Consider the following 17,214-nt stretch of genomic DNA (forward strand, 5'->3'; position numbering starts at 1 on the left):
GGGGGACGGCCACCACACCCGGCTGACCCCGCCACGAGCGTACGGAAGGTGGGCCGCCCCCGCACGAGGCGACCCACCCTGGACACGCCCGCCGTGCGGGCCGGCGTCATCTACCGCCGCGTGAGGTCAGTGACGGTGCCCCTCGCGGTGGTCGCCACCGCGGTGTCGGTCGTCGCCGCGGTGGTCGCGGTGGTGGCCCCAGGAGACCTCGTCGACGAACCGGTCGCGGTAGTTGAGCAGGGTCGCGGTGTCGGAGTGGTTGTCCCACACGTACGCCCGCCGGTCCTGGTACAGGTCCGTCCGGCTGTCGCGGCCGATGCCGGTGTGGACGCGGACGGTGGCGCGGCCGTTCAGCCGGTAGTGGTCGAAGGTGTAGGTGTGGCCGTCCTCGTCCGCGAGGGTCCAGCCGTCCAGGTTCACCGCCCGCCGCGAGTCGTTCGTGAGCTCCACCCACTCGGCGTTCAGCGAGCGGTTGGAGTGGTCATCCCGGCCCGGGGAGTCGTACTGCACGTCGCTGATGTAGACCACCGGGCGGTAATGGTGGCCATGGTGGTGGTCGGCGGCCGAGGCTGGCAGCGCCACCACTCCCACGACCGCAGCGGCCACACCGGCAACGGCGGTCAGACGACGGACGGAAGAAGAAACGGACACAGAGGTCCCCCTTCATGTACGCACACCCAACCGAACCCGCGACATCGAAGTCGCGGTTCAGCCCGGTGCGTTGTGCTGGTTGTGCAGCCGGTCGGCCGCACAACCACACCCTGCAACCCGCACCCCACCCTGTGAGGGAAATGCGAAGGCCATTACCGTTTCCACAAAATTCTGTGACATTCGCCTGCAATAGCCATCAATCCCTCTGAAGCATCAAACTGACGATTCTCGGATGCCGCTCCCCTTGCGATTGCTGGCCTCGCGCAAACCGTCGCCGGGGTACGCCACCCCACCGCCGTGGATCGGGTCACCCGAAAGTGAGTAACAGCCCCGGATGACACCACTCCGGGAGAGGCCGAGGACCTCACGGCGCGGGCCTCCGCAACTCGTGCGTGTTCGAACCGCTACCGGTTGGCCTCGGGACACTGCTGCGTCGCGTCCTCTGGTCACGGACTTCCGGCACGCGCGCCGCACACAGGCGAGTCAGGACGGGGAGGGGTGTTTCACCCCGGCGAGATCGTGCTGGGCGCGGACAGTCAGCGGCTCATACGGGCCAGAGTGGCCAGCAGGCGACGACAGTTGGCGATGGCGTTGTAGGTGCTGCCGAGGGGCTGGTAGCGGTATCCGTGGCGGTGCGCCGCCCATAGCCCTATCCAAGTGGCGTACGGGCGCATGGCGTCTTCCCAGGTGGCGCGGTCCAGCCATGCGGTGGCCTTCTCCGGGTCGCGGTAGTGCCGTTGGAGTTCGCGTCGCAGCACTCCCTGGTCGAAGGCTGCGTTGTACATAAGACATCGGCGGCCGTGCAGGACTCGGCCGAGGTCGGGGAGGAGGGCGCTGAAGGGCGGTGCGGTCGCGAGGGTGTCGGCAGTCATGCCGTGGAGCACTGATGCGGTGGGGTCGATCTCGGCAAGAGGGTTGATGGTTTCATCGATCAGGGCGGTGCCGTGTCGATCGGTGAGGCCAATCTGGACCGCCCATGGGTCGGCCAGCCCGCTGGTCTGGAGGTCGAGGATCAGCAACTGCGGATCGCCGAGGGCGGACCGGGCCCATTGGCGCACCTGTTCGCGGTCGTCGCTCCAGGTGGGTGGGCGGCGCAGTGCGCGGACCGCGTCGTCGAGGCGCTCGTGCTGTTCTTGGGTGGCTTGGATGCACCAGGTGCCGTCAGTGTCGACTCGTGCATGAAGGGTGCCAAGGTAGTGAGCATCTTCGTAGGCGACCCAGCTGGGGCGGTTTGTGTCACTTGGCCGCACGAAGTGGACGGGGGCGGCGTCGATGGTGGTGGTGAACAGGTCAGCGAATCGGTGGGGGTCAGGGTCATGCTGCGGCGTCGGCATCGTCGTCGGTTCTGGCGGGGTGGGCTGGGGGGATGTAGGGGGTGAGGGGGATGCCGTGGGCCATCCAGTTGTGGAAGGCCGTGGCGGTGTGCAGCAAGCCGCTGCCGAGGAGTTGGCCGCGGGCGGGGTAGCGCCGGTTGATCTTCAAAACGAGGTGCCGGGATTCGGCCTGGTCGGAGTCCCCGAGGTCGAGGTAGACGGGGCGGTGGCAGGCGTCGAGGGACCGCGGCGAGCACCACTTGAAGTTGATGTGGGGTTGGCCGGGCGTGGTAAAGCGGAACTGAAGACGGCCGCTTTTGTGGGCTTGACGAGCGTCAAAGAGCCAGACCATGTCGCCGTAGATGCGCTCACGCTGCTCGATGTGAACCTTCGCGAGGCTGCCGTACTGGAGTTCCACCACGATGCCGTCCGGTGTGACGACATCGGCCTCGAGTCCGCTGCGGGGGACCCACTGCTGAGTGTCGGTGAGGCCGGCGCGCCAGGAGCGGTTCCACGGCCCCTCTCCATGGACGCGGGAGGGGCCAAGGCGCGCCCCGCACTTGGGACAGGTGGACGGGGACATCACATGGCCTTGAGTTCGCGGTCCAGCCAGCTGACAGCCTCGCCGGTCAAGCCCAGGGTTTCGGGTGTGCGACCTGCGGCCCGCAGTACCCCGGCGATGGTGGTCTCAGAGCGGTGCTTATTGACCAGGTCGTCGAGAGCGTCGGAGGCCTTTGCGACGAGGTCGAGCATCTTGACGTCGCCGTTGTTGGCGGCGATCTGCCGGTCGGTGGTCGTGCGGACTTCGACGAGGCGCTTGTGCTCTTCCATGACCTTCTGCTGGCGCGCGGGCACGCTGGCACGGAAGTGCGACCAGTGCACGATGAAGAGAGTGCCCTGGTGGCCGATGCCGGTGTTGTCCTTGGCACTGTCGGCGCCGCGGTTGCCACCGCAGCCCGCTCCAACGACTACCGTGGTCTCCCCCGATTGCGGAGCAGAGCCTGCGTCGGTCTTGCCGGTGCTGGCGGTGGCCTGCGCATCGTTTGTCCCCGCCTGGGTGTCCGCGGAGCCGGCCAAGTTATTCGTGGCGGCCACCCCCTGTCCCTCGGGCGTGGAGGGGCCGGCCTGGGAGGTACCGGCTTCGATCTCAGCGGAGCGGGCTCGGTCGAGCAGCTCGTATCGCTCCTCCAGATACTTGATGGAAGGGTTCGGCGGCGCGATCAGCTGGTCCAGGGCGCCGAGGGCTTCGGGGATGCCGTCTCGCAGGTTGATCCTGATCAGCTCGCAAACGTTGCGACGCCACTCGAATGAACTGGCAGGTGCTTTGGCGCTCGCCTCATCGCAGATGCGGGCAAGCCACCGTGCGATGCGGGGCGGGTACCGGTCGAAGAAGTGGGCGGCGTTGTCCCCGGTGAGCTGGATGTTGTCGTCGGTCATGCGATCGTGCTTCCTACGAGGCGCAGGCCTGGCTTGCGCACTGTGGTGATGGTCTGGGCCCACTGGGTCACCTCGTGGGCGAGGTAGTCGACGAGCTTGATGAGGTCGTCGTCGGCCCTCGTGGCGACTGCGTCCGCGGGGTACCAGTCGGTGACGAAGGCGCTGAAGCGGTTGATGGCTTTGGCGAAGTCCTCGCGCCACTCGGCGAGCAGGAGGTCGTCGCTGGGTTTGGCTCCGCCGAGGACCTGAACGAGTTCCCGGAAGATGTGCTCGCCCGTCTCGCCGCCTGGGCTTGCGTCTGTCGGGTCTTGCGCGGCTGCTGCTTCGCTGGCTGCGGCCTGGATCAGGTCGGGGTCCTCGCGCAGTACTGCCCGGGCCAGTTTTGGACGGTGCAGCAGGTAGGCGGCGGCGACAGCGCGGGTGGCGTCTTCGTCAGCCTTGACCGCGTCAAGGACGGCGGATCGGACCTCGGGCCGACGTGCTTCGAACTGCTGGACCGTGGTCGTCAGGGCCTTGTGTGCCGTCGGCGGTACCAGGCGGCTTGGCTTGAGAGCCTTGCGGATCGCTCTGAGATAGGCGGTCTCGGTGACCTCCAGGACGCCGTTCTTCTCCGCTCCGGCCATGAGGTCGAGCAGGACCTCGACGCGCTCGTCGAAGCTCTCCTGGTCAAAGGTTCCGTGCTCGCTGCTTTGGGCGACCTGGTACAGGAGGCTGAAGGAGACATACACGGGGGAGTCGAAGACGGGTGGCCGCCGCTGAGGCTGCCACCGGTGGGCTACAAGCCGCCACCTGCGGAGCGTGTAGGGCGCCTTGTGCAGCCGGGCAGCCAGTGCGTCGAGCTGCGCATCGGACTGGTAGCGGGAGTCGGCTTTCGCTGCCGAACCGTACTTCGCCAGAAGCCAGTCACCCACGGCGATGCGGGAGGCTCGCGATTCCCGGCCAGTGGTCGAGCTTCGGCTGACCATGTGCTCGATTTCCGCGAACTCTGCGGTGGTGCAGCCTGTTTCGTCTGTCGTATCGGGTTCAGTCCAGTACTGCCTGGGCGTCGTCGACATCCTCCTGCCCTTCGGGCGCTGGGGCTGCTCCCTCGAGCAGCCAGCCACGGAAAGTAGCGGAGACCTCTGACATCGACACCCTGAGTGACTGGCCCTCGGAGGTGACTTCCTCAGTTGCGTGACCCCAGTAATGCGGCGCGGCGGGACGTTCCTGCACCCCTCAGGAAGGCCGGTCGCTGGGCAGAAATGGAAATCACCCGCGTGGCGTAGCGCGCGGCGAGCGCCGCAAGGCGAGGTATGACTCGCCTGGGAGCCGGTCCCGTCTACGAAGCGCGGCGAAACACTGTGGCGAGCCGATTCCGGACGCGCCGCACTTCGCGCGGGCGCGGTCGACCGCAGCCGCTACTCAACGGGCACCGGGTCACCGAGGAGATGTGCGCCACGCTCCAGGCCGACCACCCCGAACAGGCCGACCACTTCGTCTTCGAGGACCTGGTCGCGATGACCCTGGGAGATGGGCCCGCCGGACCTCAGCGGCCTCGCCGACGCCCTCACTCGCCGGAGGGCGCTGCTCAGGGCTCCAGCCCGACCACGAGGACGGCAGCATGTCGTACGCGCTCGGACTGAACTGCCCCGATGTAGCTCTGCCACACGCCGGATGGACGGACTGCCGCACGCAGGGACCTTGTGCTCACTGCGACGGCCCGCCGGTTCGGTGGGCCTGTGAGCACGGGGAAGCAGCATCATCCGGTTCTTCGTGAACCGTCCGACAACGCATGAGTAGGTGTTTTTCTACTCGCTTCCTTGGACTGTGTCCGGCAGTCCGGGAGCGAGTGATCTTTGTTCCGGAACAGGGTGTGCATGCCGCAGGGACTTGATGGACTGGGGCGATGAAGATCTTGTCGCCTCGTGTCCTGCGGGCTCTTGAACGGTTCAACGCCGCTTATCCCTGGGATCACAACGCCCACTACCATCGCTGGATCCTGCGGCAGTTGCCGAGGCGCTTCGATCGCGCCCTGGACGTCGGTTCCGGCAGCGGTGATCTTGCAAGGCTCTTGGCCGGACGAGCCGATGTTGTGCAGGCCGTCGATTCCGATCCGGTGATCACAGCCCAGGCCCAGAAGCTGACTCCTTCCGGGCTCCCCGTCACCTTCACCGTCGCGGACGCAATAGCCGAGCTTCCTACCAGCCCTTACGACGTCATCACGTGCGTCGCCACGATCCACCACCTGCCGTTCACCCAGGCACTCACCCGCTTCCGCCGTCATCTGGCTCCGGGAGGAACCCTGGTGATCGTCGGCCTGTCTCGCGCCCAGACCCCTGTCGACCACCTGCTCGGTGCCATCGCCATTCCGGCCAACGCTGCCATGGGCTGGCTGAAGAACAAGGGGCGCCCCTCGCAGCGGCCCGTCTCCATGACGGCCCCTACTCGCTCAGCGGACATGACCTTTGACGACATCGTCCGTGAAGCCAGAGACGCCCTTCCCGGCGCACGGCTGCGACGACGGCTGTTCTGGCGCTATACGCTTGTATGGAATCAGCCCTGAGTGGCCCGTGGCTTCCTCGACCAAGTGTCGGTGCGGGGGCTCTTGCGGGTCAGACGCCGGGTCATCATGGTGATGAGTGCCCAGTTCAGGTGGGCCTCGGAGTGCTGGGGAAGGCGTTCGTAGTCGCGTGCGTTGCGGCGGGCGTTCATGCACCAGCCGATCGTGCGCTCGACTTTCCAACGGCGGGGCAACACGACGAAGCCCTTGACCCCTTTGGGCCGGGAGACGATGCGCAGGGAGAGCCAGAGACGTTCGCGAGCCCAGTCCACGAGGTCGCCGGCGTAGCCGCGGTCGGCCCAGATCTGGGTGATCTGCGGCTGGGTGAGGCGCAGGCGCCAGAACACGTCGCGGGCGGCGTCGCGGTCCTGGATGTCGGCGGGCGTCACCGTGATCATCACGGGCAGGCCGAGCGTGTCGACGGTGATATGTCGCTTGCGTCCGTTGATTTTCTTCGCGGCGTCGTAGCCCCGGCTGTTGCGGCCGACGGTGGAAGCGCCCTTGACCGACTGGGAGTCCACGATCAGAGTCACGGGATGCGGGCAGCGGCCCTTTCCGGTACGGATCCTCCGGCGGAGCTGGTCACGGATGTAGGTGACGACCCCGGCCCGGTTCCACCGCCAGAAGAACCCGTAAACCGTCTCCCACGGCGGGAAATCCGCAGGCAGGGCCCGCCACTTCGCGCCGTTGTCGACGATGTAGCGGATGCCGTCGACGATCTCCCGCTGCGGCCACTTCTCCGGATGCCCGCCGGTCTTGGTCTGGCAGGCCGCAATGGGCAGCAGGGGTTCCAGGAGTGCCCATTCGGCGACGGAGGTGTCGGACGGGTAGCGGCGGCGACGGGAGGCAGCGGGCATGGCGGGCTCGGCAGGGTGATCGGCGGCGGGGGCTATTTGGAGAGCTGGGCGAGGGTGGCGCGGACGCCGGCGAGCTGGGCGGTGGCGAGCTGGGCCCATTCGTCGTCGGGGTAGCGGGCCAGGTGCGGATCGAGCGTGCCCGTGATCACCCGGGTGAGTCGGCCGAGGATCTGCCGGAACTGCCGCTTGTCGTACTCGATCCAGTCCGCAGGATCGTCGGAGAACATGAACCCGTCCCGCCGCGTCCACGTGATCGGCGTCAGGTCCTCCGCGGCGACGACGTCGCGGACGTGCCGGATGCCGCGGCCGACCTGCGAGCGGGTCAGTCGCGTGGCGGCCATGAGCTGGTAGGTGTGCAGGCCGGCGGGGCGTGCTTCCATCAGGGCGACGCGGACCAGGTCGCCGTAGTGCTCGGCCAGCGGCCGGGCCTCCCGGCGTCGCGGCATGGCCTACTCGCCCTTGAGCAGCTGGACCAGCTGCTCGTCCAGGGTGAACTCACCGTTGTCGAGCGCCCCTTCGAGCCAGTCCGCCGCCGCACGGACCCGGCCGATCTGACGGCGAACGGTCTCGCGCTCGTCCTCGGTGAACTCCTGCCCGCGCAGCTGCGGGACCAGGCGGCCGAGGGTGGCCACGAAGCCGTGGCAGGAGCCGACCAGGTCGAGGTACTCGATGGTGTGCTCGATCGCGCGGACGGCCGGGGTGCGTTCCCGGATCCGGTCCCGGGTCTCGTTCGAGTTGTCGAACTGGGCGCGGTTGACGAGCATCCGGGTGGTGTCGTCCCGCATCGTTGTCCGGGCAACCGCCGGACGGCGCAGCAGACTCGTGGTGACCTCCTGCGCGACGGTGTCGTCCCTGGTCAGCTCTGTGACGACCCGGACCCTCTCAGCCGGAGTGACGTGCTCGGTCACTGCCGGCCGCTTCAGCAGATCGGTGGCCACCTGGGCGGCGACCTCGTCATCCCGGGTCAGGTCGGCCACGGCCTGGACCTTCTCATCCACCGTCACCGGCCGGTCGACCCGCTGGCCGACGACTCGCTTCGCGCCGTCTGGCGTCCACTGCCTCGCTCCCGTGCGCGGGTTGAACGGCGCGTCCTCGATCGCCGCCCACCGCTCGTCCTCGTCCGCCACCGACGCCAGGATGCGGTGAACCGTGAACGACACGCCTTCCTTGCGGCGATCTTCCGGCCACCGGTTCGCGGTGTAACGCCAGTCCTCCACCGTGCGGCGTTCGACGCCGATGTCGTCCGCGAACATCTGCAACGACTCCGTCACGGTGAACAGGTCGTCCGTGCCGTTCGGCATCGACCCGCCCACCGACCTCATCGGTTCGATCTCCAAGGCCATGTCGCCCAGGGCGAACTGCGAGCGGGCGATCTGCGCGATCAGTTCCTTGGCCTGGGTGACGAGCTGTTCGTAACGCTGCCGGGTGACGTTCCCTATCCGATCGGCCACGTCGGTCATGATGACCACCGCCCTCGCCCGGGTCCGGCCCGGCCACCACGACGTGACCGGTCAAAGGGGGCGCCGGCCCCGGTCACCGTCCACCGTGACGCCCGCGCGACACGCCGGGGCAGGGCGCGAGCCAGGGGCGCTCGAAGCGCTCGGTAATCGCTCCCAACTACCTTGCAAAACCTGGGGTGTTCAAGGTGTGTGCGAGGCGTTCGGCTACGGCGTTTCCGTAACGCCGTTCCGCGACGCCCGCCGCTGACGGCAGGCCTTACCCGGCAACGGTCCGAGCAGTACACCGCAGCCCTCGACCGCTCCACCCCCACCGTCCACGACCGCCCGCACACCGGGCACTCAGCCTGCTCTCCCCGCTGCATCGCGGCCACACGCTGCCGGGTCCGCTGAAGCCTCCGCCACCGCCGTGACCTGCACCGACCCGAGCAGAACACTGCCTCCGCCGCCATCGTCTGCGGCAGCGGATCACCACACTCCCGGCAGTACCGCCGAGCCGTCCCGCCAGCCCCCACACACCAGATCATCCAGGTATGCGCAGCTCACAGCCAGGGATCAAAAACACCTACTGAGGGGCTGCAGCCGGACGCACCGGTTACAGCCCCTGTAATGCAGCCAGTTGCTTACCAGGTAAGCACCCAGCCGTCAGGAGATGAGCAACTCAACTAGTTCCTCGATCTGCTGCGATGTAAGGCGTTGCTTCAGGTCTGCAGCGAGAGCCGCCAGATCCTTATCCGTCCGCTGCGCGCTGGAGGCCATCGCGGGGGCGCTCTGAGATTTGGGAGCGCCCGTCGAAGGGGTGCTTACCGGGTAAGCACCCTTCGGCTTCCGACTGGACTCCGCCTTCTGCTTGGCACGCTGCGCGAGTGCCTCCTCTGCGGCACTCTGCTGCTGCTGTTCGGGCAGCTGTCCGACAGTGCGGGCAACCTTGACCGGGAGCGTCTTGTCTTCCAGTGCCTGCTTGAGTTCGGGAGTGAGCTTCAGCAGAGCAAGGCGCTGGGTGACCCAGCCGCTGGATTTACCCAGTGCCCGGGCCACGGCGCGCTGCGAGCCGTGGACCTGGACAAGTCGTTCAAGGGCTTTGGCCTCATCGAGGGGCTCGAGGTCTTCGTGCTGGACAGCTGCGACGAGGGCGGTCTCGAGCAGGGTGTCGGCATCGTGAGCGAGCGTGTCATCGACGTGGACGGGGACTTCGTCGAGGCCGGCGAGCTTCGCGCCGGCGAGGCGGCGGTTGCCGTCAACGACGACGTATTCAGCTGATGAGAGATCCTGGGCGTGATTGGGGTGCGCTGCGAGGAATGCTTCGCGGGTAACGATGGTGAGGGGCTGGATGATGCCCTTGCTGGTGAGGCTGTCGGCCATCTCCTCTATGGCGGCGAGGGTGGCGCGAGGGTTGTAGGGGTTTGGTTCCAGCTGGTCGACGGGGACCCGGAGTGAGCTGTGGGTGACGGTCGGAGCCGTCGGGGTCTGTCCGGCGAATGCAGCGAAACTCGCGGCACGGCTGCTCATCGGCTGGGCGACGGCGTCGAACGTGGCGGATCCGCCAAGGGCCTCGGACTTCTTCACGACAGCCTCCGGGCGATCTCACGCATGTGGTGGGCCTGGTCTGATTCGGGAGCGTAGGCCAGCAGTGCCCGCTGGAGCCGTACGGCTTCGCGTTGTTCCTTCAGGTCGCCGATTACTGCAAGGACGGGGGGAGAGCCGAGGCTCTTCCACTTGTCGAGCGATGAGGTGGCGATGTAGCCGCGGCGCGAGTCGTACTTGTTGACCACGAGACCGAGTTGGTCGACGTCGATGTCGTAGTCGCCGGCGAGCGAGTCCACTTGGTTGATGAGCATGCCATAGGCCTGCGCAGAGGTGTCTTCAGCCTCAACAGGGATCACCAGCCCTGACGAGCCCGGCTTCTCTCCATCGCGCCGACGCCCGTAGAAAATGGCGGCGTCCATGGCCAGCCCCAGGCTGGGAGGTGAGTCGATGACGATGACGTCGAAGTGCTCTTCCAGCGGGGCCAGGGCCCGTTCGAGTGCGGCATGCCGGGGTCCGCGGAACATGGTGAGGCCGGAGTCGAGCAGGAAGGCATCGAATGCTGCGGGCAGGATCCGCAGCCGGTCGCCGAAGCGGGCTTCGTTTATGACGACGGTGAGCTCGATCAGGGGGGTACCGGCTTGCTCCCTGTTGAGCATGTGCGTGATGAGGCTTTCGGCGCCTGCCGGGATGGCCTTGAGTCCCAATTGGTGGGAAAGGTGCCCTTGGGGGTCGTAGTCGACCATGAGGACCCGGAGTCCGAGACCTGCCGCGGTTGTGGCGACTGCTCTGGCCTTGTCGGTCTTCCCTGGCAGTCCGTGGGGAGCTTCGGCCAGGGCCTGAGCAAGGCCGGCGGTGACGGCGGTCTTGCCCACGCCGCCCTTCTGGTTGCAGACGATGATGCGGCGCGTGGGTGCAGTCTCGTCGTCTGCAGGGTTCTGCTCGAGCCACAGCGCTACGGACTGCGCAAGGCCTTGGATGTAGGAAACGCCGCGGGCGACGCAGTCCTGCTTGAATTCGTCGTACAGGCCTTCAGGCAGCCAAGTTCCAAAGGACTCGGCTCCCGACGTGTCGATCGAGCGCAGGAATTCGGGGTGGGCACGCCAGGCCTGAATGCCGTCGGTGACAGCGTCTTGGACATCGGTACTGAGCTGTGCTGCCCGGACTTTGAGGGCTTGCCGGAGGGAGGCGGGCAGCTTGGATACGAGCTTCTCCCGCTCACCTCCTGTTGTAGGAGATGCCATGCACGGCAGCATACTGCCGTCGGTGATCGAGTATCGCCTGTCGACCCGCAGTTTTCACCCAGAATGGCGTTAGCTCCTGCACGTCGGGGGTGCTTACCGGGTAAGCACCCCCGACGTAGTCACAGCCCTGGTCCAGTCACGCCGGATGCTCCCCCCTCGTGCGTCTCGTACAGGAAGACGCCAAGAGTCGATGCCGCGCCAACTGCCAGACGCGCGTGGCGCGAAGTGAGACGTTGCTCGGCCTGCGCCTTCGAACGGCCATGTCCCGTGCCGTAGGTGTTCCGCAGCTCGGCCGCGCCCTGTACCAGTTGTGCCAAGTTCATCATCATCCGCTTCACCGTGGACGCCCCCGGAGCAGAAGCGTCGAGCTGGTCTGGCATGAGTTGCAGGCACCTGGTGGTCTTGCGGACAAGCGCCAGGACGTCGTCATTCTTGCCGTGGGGCTCCTGCCGTTCGTCGAGGATCGTCTTGCAGATGCTCTCGATGAACTCCTTCGCCGTTCCGATCGCGAGTTCAGGTTCCGCTGCGATGGCGCCCTCCATGCGCGTGACTTGTTGTGCGATGTACTCCGCGTCCACACGCACCGCCACCGCGTGTGCACTGCTGACTGCACTGTTCGGTAGTCCTCCCAGCAAAGCCGGCGCGTAGACGGGCCGCCCAGACATCTCACCCTGCGGTTCAAGGACCCACCCGTCGCGGCTGAGCATCTTGTTGAACTCGGAAAGCATCGCCTCCGCACGCTCCGGGTCAGCGCACACCACGGGGTGCACCATCTGCACCAAGAAGCCCAGCAACTGCTCGTCAGATCCGTTGTCCAGACCAAACCGAGCGTCTGTAAGAACCCAGTCCTGATCCCAGTCACCGGGGTTCCTGACGCAGTGCTGGTAGATGTCTTCGCGCGCGGTGGCGAAGCGACGGTCATCCGAGGGCAAAGCGTCCAGGTCGTACAACCGGGACAGAAAGGCGATCTCATCCAGGCGCCCGAACCAAGGCGCTCCATCGGTCCGGATGTAGTCGAAGAGGTCCCGGCGTGTCACCAGCGTGATTCGGCGTCCCGGCGCGAGTCGGTCGTCAGCAGTAGACATCAGCTCATCATCGTTTTTCTGGACCGTTGGCGCTGCTGCTTTACCCCAGTTAGGAGCCCAGGTCCGAACCCGAGGGCACCAAAGATGGGCCGAAACACAGAAAGGCTCCCGCTGTCCGGACCCGACCTTGGGTCCGGACAGCGGGAGCCTCTGCGTGCTCTCAGATAGTCAGGTCGACGTCGGCCGGGAGGGGTCGCCCGGCGAAGGCGTCGGTGAGGAGCCGGTAGGGGTCGGTCCACGCGCCGTGGATTCGCGTCCTGGCGCACTGGAGTGTGCTGGTGAGTGCGGTCTCGGTGTCGGGGTGGATGAGGACCAGGGCGACGGGGTCGGCGTCCGGCCGCTGGCCTTCAGCTGGTCGTCCGCGTTCCAGGCCGCGGCCGTCGGGGGTGATCCGTACGGCGACGTCGCCATGTCCGGTCCACGGGGCCGGCCTCTGCCGGGCTGTGAGCATCGCGGTGAACTCTGCGACGGCGCGGTGGTCGCCGGGGTGGAGGGGGCCGGTGCCGTGACCGCAGCGGCGGAAGCGGGCGGTCACGCAGCGGGGCGGGCCAGGGCGGCCTTGTGGCTGTCGCGGTGGGCAGTCTGGGTGGACTCGGCGAGTGTGCGCAGACCTTGGGGCTCGCCCACGGCTCCGTGCTCGCTGCACATCACCTGGTAGCGGGCGCGGCCGGTGCAGCCGGCCTTGGGGTCGCGTGGCTTGCCGGAGGGGGCGATGGCGTGCTCGCAGACGGTGCCGTCGCGGTGCTGGGGGTCGATCCAGATTCGGATGCGGGCCACGGTCGGTCCTTCCCGTTCGGTGGGTGAGCAGGGGAAGGCCGGGCCTCCGTCAGGCCCGGCCAGGGGCGGTCAGTCCTGGGTGGGGGTGTCGGCGATGACGAGGAAGCTGTCGGTGCGCAGGTCCATGACGACCCGGGCGGGCTGCCCTTGGGCCTGCTGGCGGGCGGCGTACTCTTCTGCGGGCCAGGAGCCGCGGGGTCCGCCGGCGGGGAAGCGTTCGAGGACGTTGCGCTGGGGCTGCTGGTCGGGCATGGGGTGCCTCCAGGGATCAGATGGAGAGCCGGATCGGCATGAAGAGGTAGCGCAGGGCCTGGTCGTTGCTGCCGTGGCCGCGCAGGACGGCGGGCTTGGTGGGGGAGGTGAAGTCGAACTGGACGGACTCGGCCGTCAGGGCGCTCAGGCCATCCAGGAGGAAGGCGGGGTTGAAGGCGATGGTCAGCTCGCCGCCGGTGAGGCTGGTGTCGACGTTGTCGACGGCCTGGGCGTCATCGCCGGTGCCGCCTTCCAGGACGAGGGTGCTGTCGGCGGTGAAGGTCAGCTTGATCGGGGCGTCCTTCTTGGTGGAGACCAGGGCAACGCGCTGGGCGGCGGCCTTGAGGGCGGCGATCTCCACGGTGGCCGTGTGGGCGAACTCAGTGGGGAACAGCGCGTCGTACTTCGGCAGCTCGCCTTCCAGGGCACGGATGGTGGTCGTGGTGTGCTCGCTGCGCAGGGTGAACAGGCCTGAGCCGCCGGTCGGCAGGGCGAGGTCGACGGTGGTGTCGGCGGCGGTGGCCTTGGCGGCGTCGATCAGAGCGCGGCCGGGGATGACCGCGCTGGTGTCGGCGAGGTCGGCGTCCTTCCACGGCAGGGTGCGCACGGCGAAGCGGTAGCGGTCGGTGGCGTACAGGGTGAGGGTGGCCGCTTCGCTGTCGTGGCGTAGGCCGATGCCGGTGAGGATGGGCAGGGACTCGTCCCGGCTGACCGCGCAGGCGACCTGGGCGACCGCTTCGGCCAAGGCGGGCCCGGCAAGGGTGCCGGCGGTGGCGCCGGGCTCGGGCAGCGCCGGGTACTCCTCCAGGGGCAGGGTCGGCAGGATGAAGCGGGCCGAGCCGGCCTTGAGCAGTAGTCGGCTGCCGGTGAGTTCGAGGTGCACGTCGCCGCGGACGGTGGAGACGATGTCGGACAGCAGCCGTCCGGAGATTAGGGCGCGCCCGTTCTCGGTGACGGTGGCCGGTGCGCTGGTGTCGGCGCTGACCTCGTAGTCGAAGGCGCTGACGCGCAGCCGGTCGCCGGTGGCGTCCAGGAGGAGGCCGGCGAGGACCGGCACCGGGGGCCGGGCGGGCAGGCTGCGGACGGCGTAGCTGACGGCCGCGGCGAGGTCGGCGTGGCCGATGGTGAGCTTCACAGGCGGGGTGCCCCTTTCAGGGGAGGTCCAGGAGCAGCTGCTCGGTTGCCGCGCTCGGGGCGGCGGGCAGGGCCTGCGGGCGAGCGGGCGGCATGACCGGGGCGGCGGCCGGGCCGACGTCGACGGCGAGCTGTCCGGCGTCGGCCAGGGCGCGGGCGCGGGTCTGGGCGCGGGTGACGGCATGAAGCCCGGCGTCGTAGTGCAGGTGGCAGCCCTGACACATCGCGCGCAGGTTGACCGGATTACAGTTCTCTGGCAAGTAGCCCAGATGGTAAAGATAGGCATGCCTCGACCACGTTTGAGTCCCGCTCACTTGGCTTGTGCTTCCTGCGGAAACGACTTCCCGCATGACCCCAAGCGCCCCAGGCGAACCTGCTCCGCTGACTGCCGGCTGCAGCTCATGTCCGAGCAGCGGAAGGGCATCAAACGCCCCGGTGTCGGTGGCGCAAAGCGTCGGAGCAAGCGCAGCATCGAGTGCGCCGTCTGCACTCAGGTAGTCCGCATCTCGGCGCAGCAGGCGGCGGATAACGTCCGCACTTGTTCTGAGCCCTGTCGCCGAGAACTTGTGAGCCGGTCGAAGGGGTCGCTCGGCGTCGGTACCTGTGAGGGATGCGGAACCGAGTACCGGGTCTCCCGGTTCCATCTGCGGGCAGGTCGACGGTTCTGTGGAGACGTCTGCCGCCTGGCATGGTGGGCGACTCAGACGCCAACTGGTGAGGACAATCCACTGTGGACGGGCGGGCATCTCGGCTACTACGGGCCCACCTGGCAAGCCGCGCGTCGTGCCGCTTGGAAGCGCGACAACGAATCGTGCACCGCTTGCGGACGGAGCCGCAACGAACTCGGCCAGCGCCCGATCGTTCACCACGTCATCCCCTTCAAGTCCTTCGGGGTCGACGGGCACGAGCGTGCCAACCAGCTCGACAACTTGGTCTGCCTGTGTCGCTCGTGCCACATGAAAGTCCACTGGAAGATGCGTAGCGCTCACTAGGTGGGCCACGGTCAGCACGACGTAGGAGCCGCTGTCGTAGGCAGCGCCGTCGTGGATGTTGGGGCAGCGGCCGGGGTGGGTGCCCCGGCCGCATTCGCCCGTGCACTCGCACCGCCACCCGGCCCGCTCCTTGATGGCCAGGCTGATCTGGGGCCAGTCGGGCGGGTAGCGATGGCGGTTCTCGGGTCGTATTGGCATGCCTGAGTCCTACGGTTGTTCGCCGCCGGCGCCGTGGCGCTGCTCGAACGCCTCCAGCAGCTCTCCGATGTCGGCCGGGGTGTCTGCGACGCCGACCCAGGCGCCGTCCTCGGTCCACACCGGGACCTGGTCGGTGTCGGCGTCGATGTAGCATTGGGCATCGGCCCGTTGATCTCGCGGTCCAAGCGGACGATCCGGGCCTGGCTGATGGTCAGCGGGTTGTGCCGGGCGGCGGCGGCCCGCTCGCGGCGGGCCTGGTCCTGGTCGGCGAGGACGTCGATCCAGTCGGGTCCGAGTCGGTCGACCATGCGCTTACGCAGGGCGGTGCGCTGGCCGGGCGTGGTGGCCGCGAAAATGCCGACCTTGGTGAGCGGCTTGTTGACCAGCGCCCAGCGCAGGCAGTCCTTGACGATGGGGCAGCCGGAGCAGGCCCGGCGTGCCTTTGCCAGCCGCTTCTCCGTTGCCGCCCGGTCGTTGGTGCGGTCGCCGTTGGCGAAGTCGAACAGCTTCGGGTCGGTCTGGCAGCGCGTCGGGGTGGGGCTGTGGGGGAAGGGGAAGCGCGGGTCGGGATCGGCGTACGGGGGCGAGTTGGCGACGCCGGTGCGGCTCATAGCGCGGCCTCCGGGAGCAGTTCGCGCAGGTGCGCAGGGAGTTGGAGAAGGACGCGCTCGTACACGCCCAGCGGGACGCGCCACGGGCCGAGCTGTCCGTCGCACGGGACCGGCAGGGCCAGCGGGTGGACGTCGTCCAGGTCCAGGTGGACACACTCGGGCTGCCCCCAGGGACTGCACGGCTCGCCGGTGTCGGTGTGGGAGCCGGTGATGCGGACGATGCCGAGGACGGCGCGGGTGGGCAGCTCCAGGCCGCGGACCGTGCGAGCCACGAGCGGGTCGCGCAGCGCGGCCCGGTCGGTCTCGGCTCCGGCGTGCAGCAGGCGCCAGCCCGGCGCCCAGGCCCTGGGCCGGTTCTCCACGCGCTTGTCGCCGTGCAGGATGCAGGCCACCCAGGGCTGCTTAACGGTGATGCCCCGGATGGAGTCCGGGGCGTAGAGCGTCGGCGTCTTCACGCGGCGGCTCCGAGGGTGTGGGTACCGGGCCGCCCGGCGCACCGGCCATTGATGGACGGCACGGTGGCGTGGGAGCGGTCGGCGAGCACGGCGCGGCCGGTGTGCTTGCCCGCGTACATCGCGGCGTCGGCTGCCCGCTGGAGCACGGACAGGTCCGTCGTACCGAGGACGTCGGGGGAAGCGGCACCGACCGACGCGGCGACGTCGACCAGGGCGCCGCCGTCGATCTGGACGGGCTGCGCGAGCAGAGTGACCAGCTGGGCGAGCCGGAGTTCGCGGCGAGCTGGTGCGATCCGGACCGTGACGGCGAACTCGTCCCCTCCGAGCCGGCCGACCGCACCGCGGCTTCCCGCCCAGGCGGTGAGGCGCTGCGCGGTGGCGGCCAGGACCCGGTCGCCGGCGGCGTGCCCGCCAGGGCCGTCGTTGATCTCCTTGAAGTGGTCCAGGTCCACGATGCCGACCAGGGCGTTGTCGCCGTGCCGGTCGGTGATCTGCCGGGCCCGGGTGGTGTAGCCGTCACGTCCGAGCAGTCCGGTGAGCGGGTCGCGGCGGGCGGCGGCGAGCTTGCGGTGGAGGCTGACGGCGTGGACGGTCCAGCCGGTCAGCGGCACCACGAGGGTGGTGATGATCAGGGCGCGTTGTCCGGACGAAGCGTGTACGCGCGCGATGGAGGCCATACTGGGAGCTC

At 68.2% G+C, this 17,214-nt stretch carries 20 protein-coding genes and 1 pseudogene; 2 read left to right on the top strand and 19 right to left on the bottom strand.

Going from position 1 to position 17,214, the window contains the following annotated elements; all coding sequences use genetic code 11:
* Positions 1-126 precede the first annotated feature (126 nt).
* The 5 genes from IE273_RS37885 to IE273_RS37905 all read right to left on the bottom strand — a co-directional run bounded on the left by IE273_RS37885 (position 127) and on the right by IE273_RS37905 (position 4,456).
* Positions 127-606: a lamin tail domain-containing protein gene (locus IE273_RS37885; protein ID WP_189819670.1), complete on the bottom strand. Its 480-nt coding sequence runs from the start codon at positions 604-606 to the stop codon at positions 127-129.
* A 581-nt stretch (positions 607-1,187) separates the two neighbouring features.
* Positions 1,188-1,985: a 3'-5' exonuclease gene (locus IE273_RS37890; protein WP_189819671.1), complete on the bottom strand. Its 798-nt coding sequence runs from the start codon at positions 1,983-1,985 to the stop codon at positions 1,188-1,190.
* Complete coding sequence (locus IE273_RS37895; RefSeq protein ID WP_189819672.1) at positions 1,966-2,547, bottom strand: hypothetical protein; 582 nt, start codon at positions 2,545-2,547, stop codon at positions 1,966-1,968. The genes IE273_RS37890 and IE273_RS37895 overlap by 20 nt, the downstream gene beginning before the upstream one ends.
* Complete coding sequence (locus tag IE273_RS37900; RefSeq protein ID WP_189819673.1) at positions 2,547-3,401, bottom strand: hypothetical protein; 855 nt, start codon at positions 3,399-3,401, stop codon at positions 2,547-2,549. Before IE273_RS37900 ends, IE273_RS37895 begins: the two co-directional genes overlap by 1 nt.
* Positions 3,398-4,456, bottom strand: coding sequence for a hypothetical protein (locus IE273_RS37905; protein WP_189819674.1), 1,059 nt, complete (start codon positions 4,454-4,456; stop codon positions 3,398-3,400). Before IE273_RS37905 ends, IE273_RS37900 begins: the two co-directional genes overlap by 4 nt.
* An 830-nt stretch (positions 4,457-5,286) precedes the next feature.
* Between IE273_RS37905 and IE273_RS37910 the strand changes: the two genes are divergently transcribed.
* Positions 5,287-5,943 carry a class I SAM-dependent methyltransferase gene (locus IE273_RS37910; protein ID WP_189819675.1) on the top strand — a complete coding sequence of 219 codons (657 nt, stop codon included), beginning with the start codon at positions 5,287-5,289 and terminating at the stop codon, positions 5,941-5,943.
* Here the strand turns inward: IE273_RS37910 and IE273_RS37915 are convergent.
* From IE273_RS37915 to IE273_RS37965, 11 genes are all read right to left on the bottom strand, one after another.
* Positions 5,934-6,797 (bottom strand): IS5 family transposase, encoded by an 864-nt coding sequence (locus tag IE273_RS37915; RefSeq protein WP_189819676.1) that lies wholly within the window; start codon positions 6,795-6,797, stop codon positions 5,934-5,936. The genes IE273_RS37910 and IE273_RS37915 overlap by 10 nt on opposite strands.
* Before the next feature lie 32 nt (positions 6,798-6,829).
* Positions 6,830-7,243, bottom strand: coding sequence for a hypothetical protein (locus IE273_RS44150; protein WP_229887953.1), 414 nt, complete (start codon positions 7,241-7,243; stop codon positions 6,830-6,832).
* 3 nt (positions 7,244-7,246) lie between these two features.
* Complete coding sequence (locus IE273_RS37925) at positions 7,247-8,257, bottom strand: DUF6192 family protein (RefSeq protein WP_229887955.1); 1,011 nt, start codon at positions 8,255-8,257, stop codon at positions 7,247-7,249.
* Between the two features lie 642 nt (positions 8,258-8,899).
* Positions 8,900-9,820: a ParB/RepB/Spo0J family partition protein gene (locus tag IE273_RS37930; protein ID WP_189819678.1), complete on the bottom strand. Its 921-nt coding sequence runs from the start codon at positions 9,818-9,820 to the stop codon at positions 8,900-8,902.
* Entirely contained in the window at positions 9,817-11,022 is a 1,206-nt protein-coding gene (locus IE273_RS37935) for a ParA family protein (RefSeq protein ID WP_189819679.1), read from the bottom strand. The genes IE273_RS37930 and IE273_RS37935 overlap by 4 nt, the downstream gene beginning before the upstream one ends.
* Positions 11,023-11,141: 119 nt before the next feature.
* Positions 11,142-12,107 carry an abortive infection family protein gene (locus IE273_RS37940; RefSeq protein WP_189819680.1) on the bottom strand — a complete coding sequence of 322 codons (966 nt, stop codon included), beginning with the start codon at positions 12,105-12,107 and terminating at the stop codon, positions 11,142-11,144.
* 160 nt (positions 12,108-12,267) lie between these two features.
* Positions 12,268-12,642, bottom strand: a complete 375-nt coding sequence (locus IE273_RS37945) for a hypothetical protein (RefSeq protein WP_189819681.1) — start codon at positions 12,640-12,642, stop codon at positions 12,268-12,270.
* Positions 12,639-12,884: a hypothetical protein gene (locus tag IE273_RS37950; protein WP_189819682.1), complete on the bottom strand. Its 246-nt coding sequence runs from the start codon at positions 12,882-12,884 to the stop codon at positions 12,639-12,641. The genes IE273_RS37945 and IE273_RS37950 overlap by 4 nt, the downstream gene beginning before the upstream one ends.
* Positions 12,885-12,953: 69 nt before the next feature.
* Positions 12,954-13,136, bottom strand: coding sequence for a DUF8839 family protein (locus IE273_RS37955; RefSeq protein WP_189819683.1), 183 nt, complete (start codon positions 13,134-13,136; stop codon positions 12,954-12,956).
* Between the two features lie 16 nt (positions 13,137-13,152).
* Positions 13,153-14,271: a DNA polymerase III subunit beta gene (gene dnaN / locus IE273_RS37960; RefSeq protein WP_189819684.1), complete on the bottom strand. Its 1,119-nt coding sequence runs from the start codon at positions 14,269-14,271 to the stop codon at positions 13,153-13,155.
* Between the two features lie 16 nt (positions 14,272-14,287).
* Entirely contained in the window at positions 14,288-14,530 is a 243-nt protein-coding gene (locus IE273_RS37965; protein ID WP_189819685.1) for a hypothetical protein, read from the bottom strand.
* Between the two features lie 141 nt (positions 14,531-14,671).
* Between IE273_RS37965 and IE273_RS45365 the strand changes: the two genes are divergently transcribed.
* Positions 14,672-15,262, top strand: coding sequence for an HNH endonuclease (locus IE273_RS45365; protein WP_189819686.1), 591 nt, complete (start codon positions 14,672-14,674; stop codon positions 15,260-15,262).
* 527 nt (positions 15,263-15,789) lie between these two features.
* On the opposite strand, the pseudogene IE273_RS44155 reads toward IE273_RS45365, so the two are convergent.
* From IE273_RS44155 to IE273_RS37985, 3 genes and pseudogenes are all read right to left on the bottom strand, one after another.
* A pseudogene (locus IE273_RS44155) lies at positions 15,790-16,071 on the bottom strand (WhiB family transcriptional regulator); the annotation flags it as partial.
* The gene (locus tag IE273_RS37980; RefSeq protein ID WP_189819687.1) at positions 16,068-16,526 is read right to left on the bottom strand and encodes an ASCH domain-containing protein; all 459 of its coding nucleotides are present in this window, start codon (positions 16,524-16,526) and stop codon (positions 16,068-16,070) included. The pseudogene IE273_RS44155 and the gene IE273_RS37980, both read right to left, overlap by 4 nt.
* A complete protein-coding gene (locus IE273_RS37985; protein ID WP_189819688.1) occupies positions 16,523-17,203 on the bottom strand; it encodes a GGDEF domain-containing protein in 681 nt (226 codons plus the stop codon). Before IE273_RS37985 ends, IE273_RS37980 begins: the two co-directional genes overlap by 4 nt.
* Positions 17,204-17,214: the final 11 nt, after the last annotated feature.

It is taken from the genome of Streptomyces olivaceoviridis, assembly GCF_014650115.1.
In the GTDB taxonomy this organism is placed as follows: domain Bacteria; phylum Actinomycetota; class Actinomycetes; order Streptomycetales; family Streptomycetaceae; genus Streptomyces; species Streptomyces olivaceoviridis.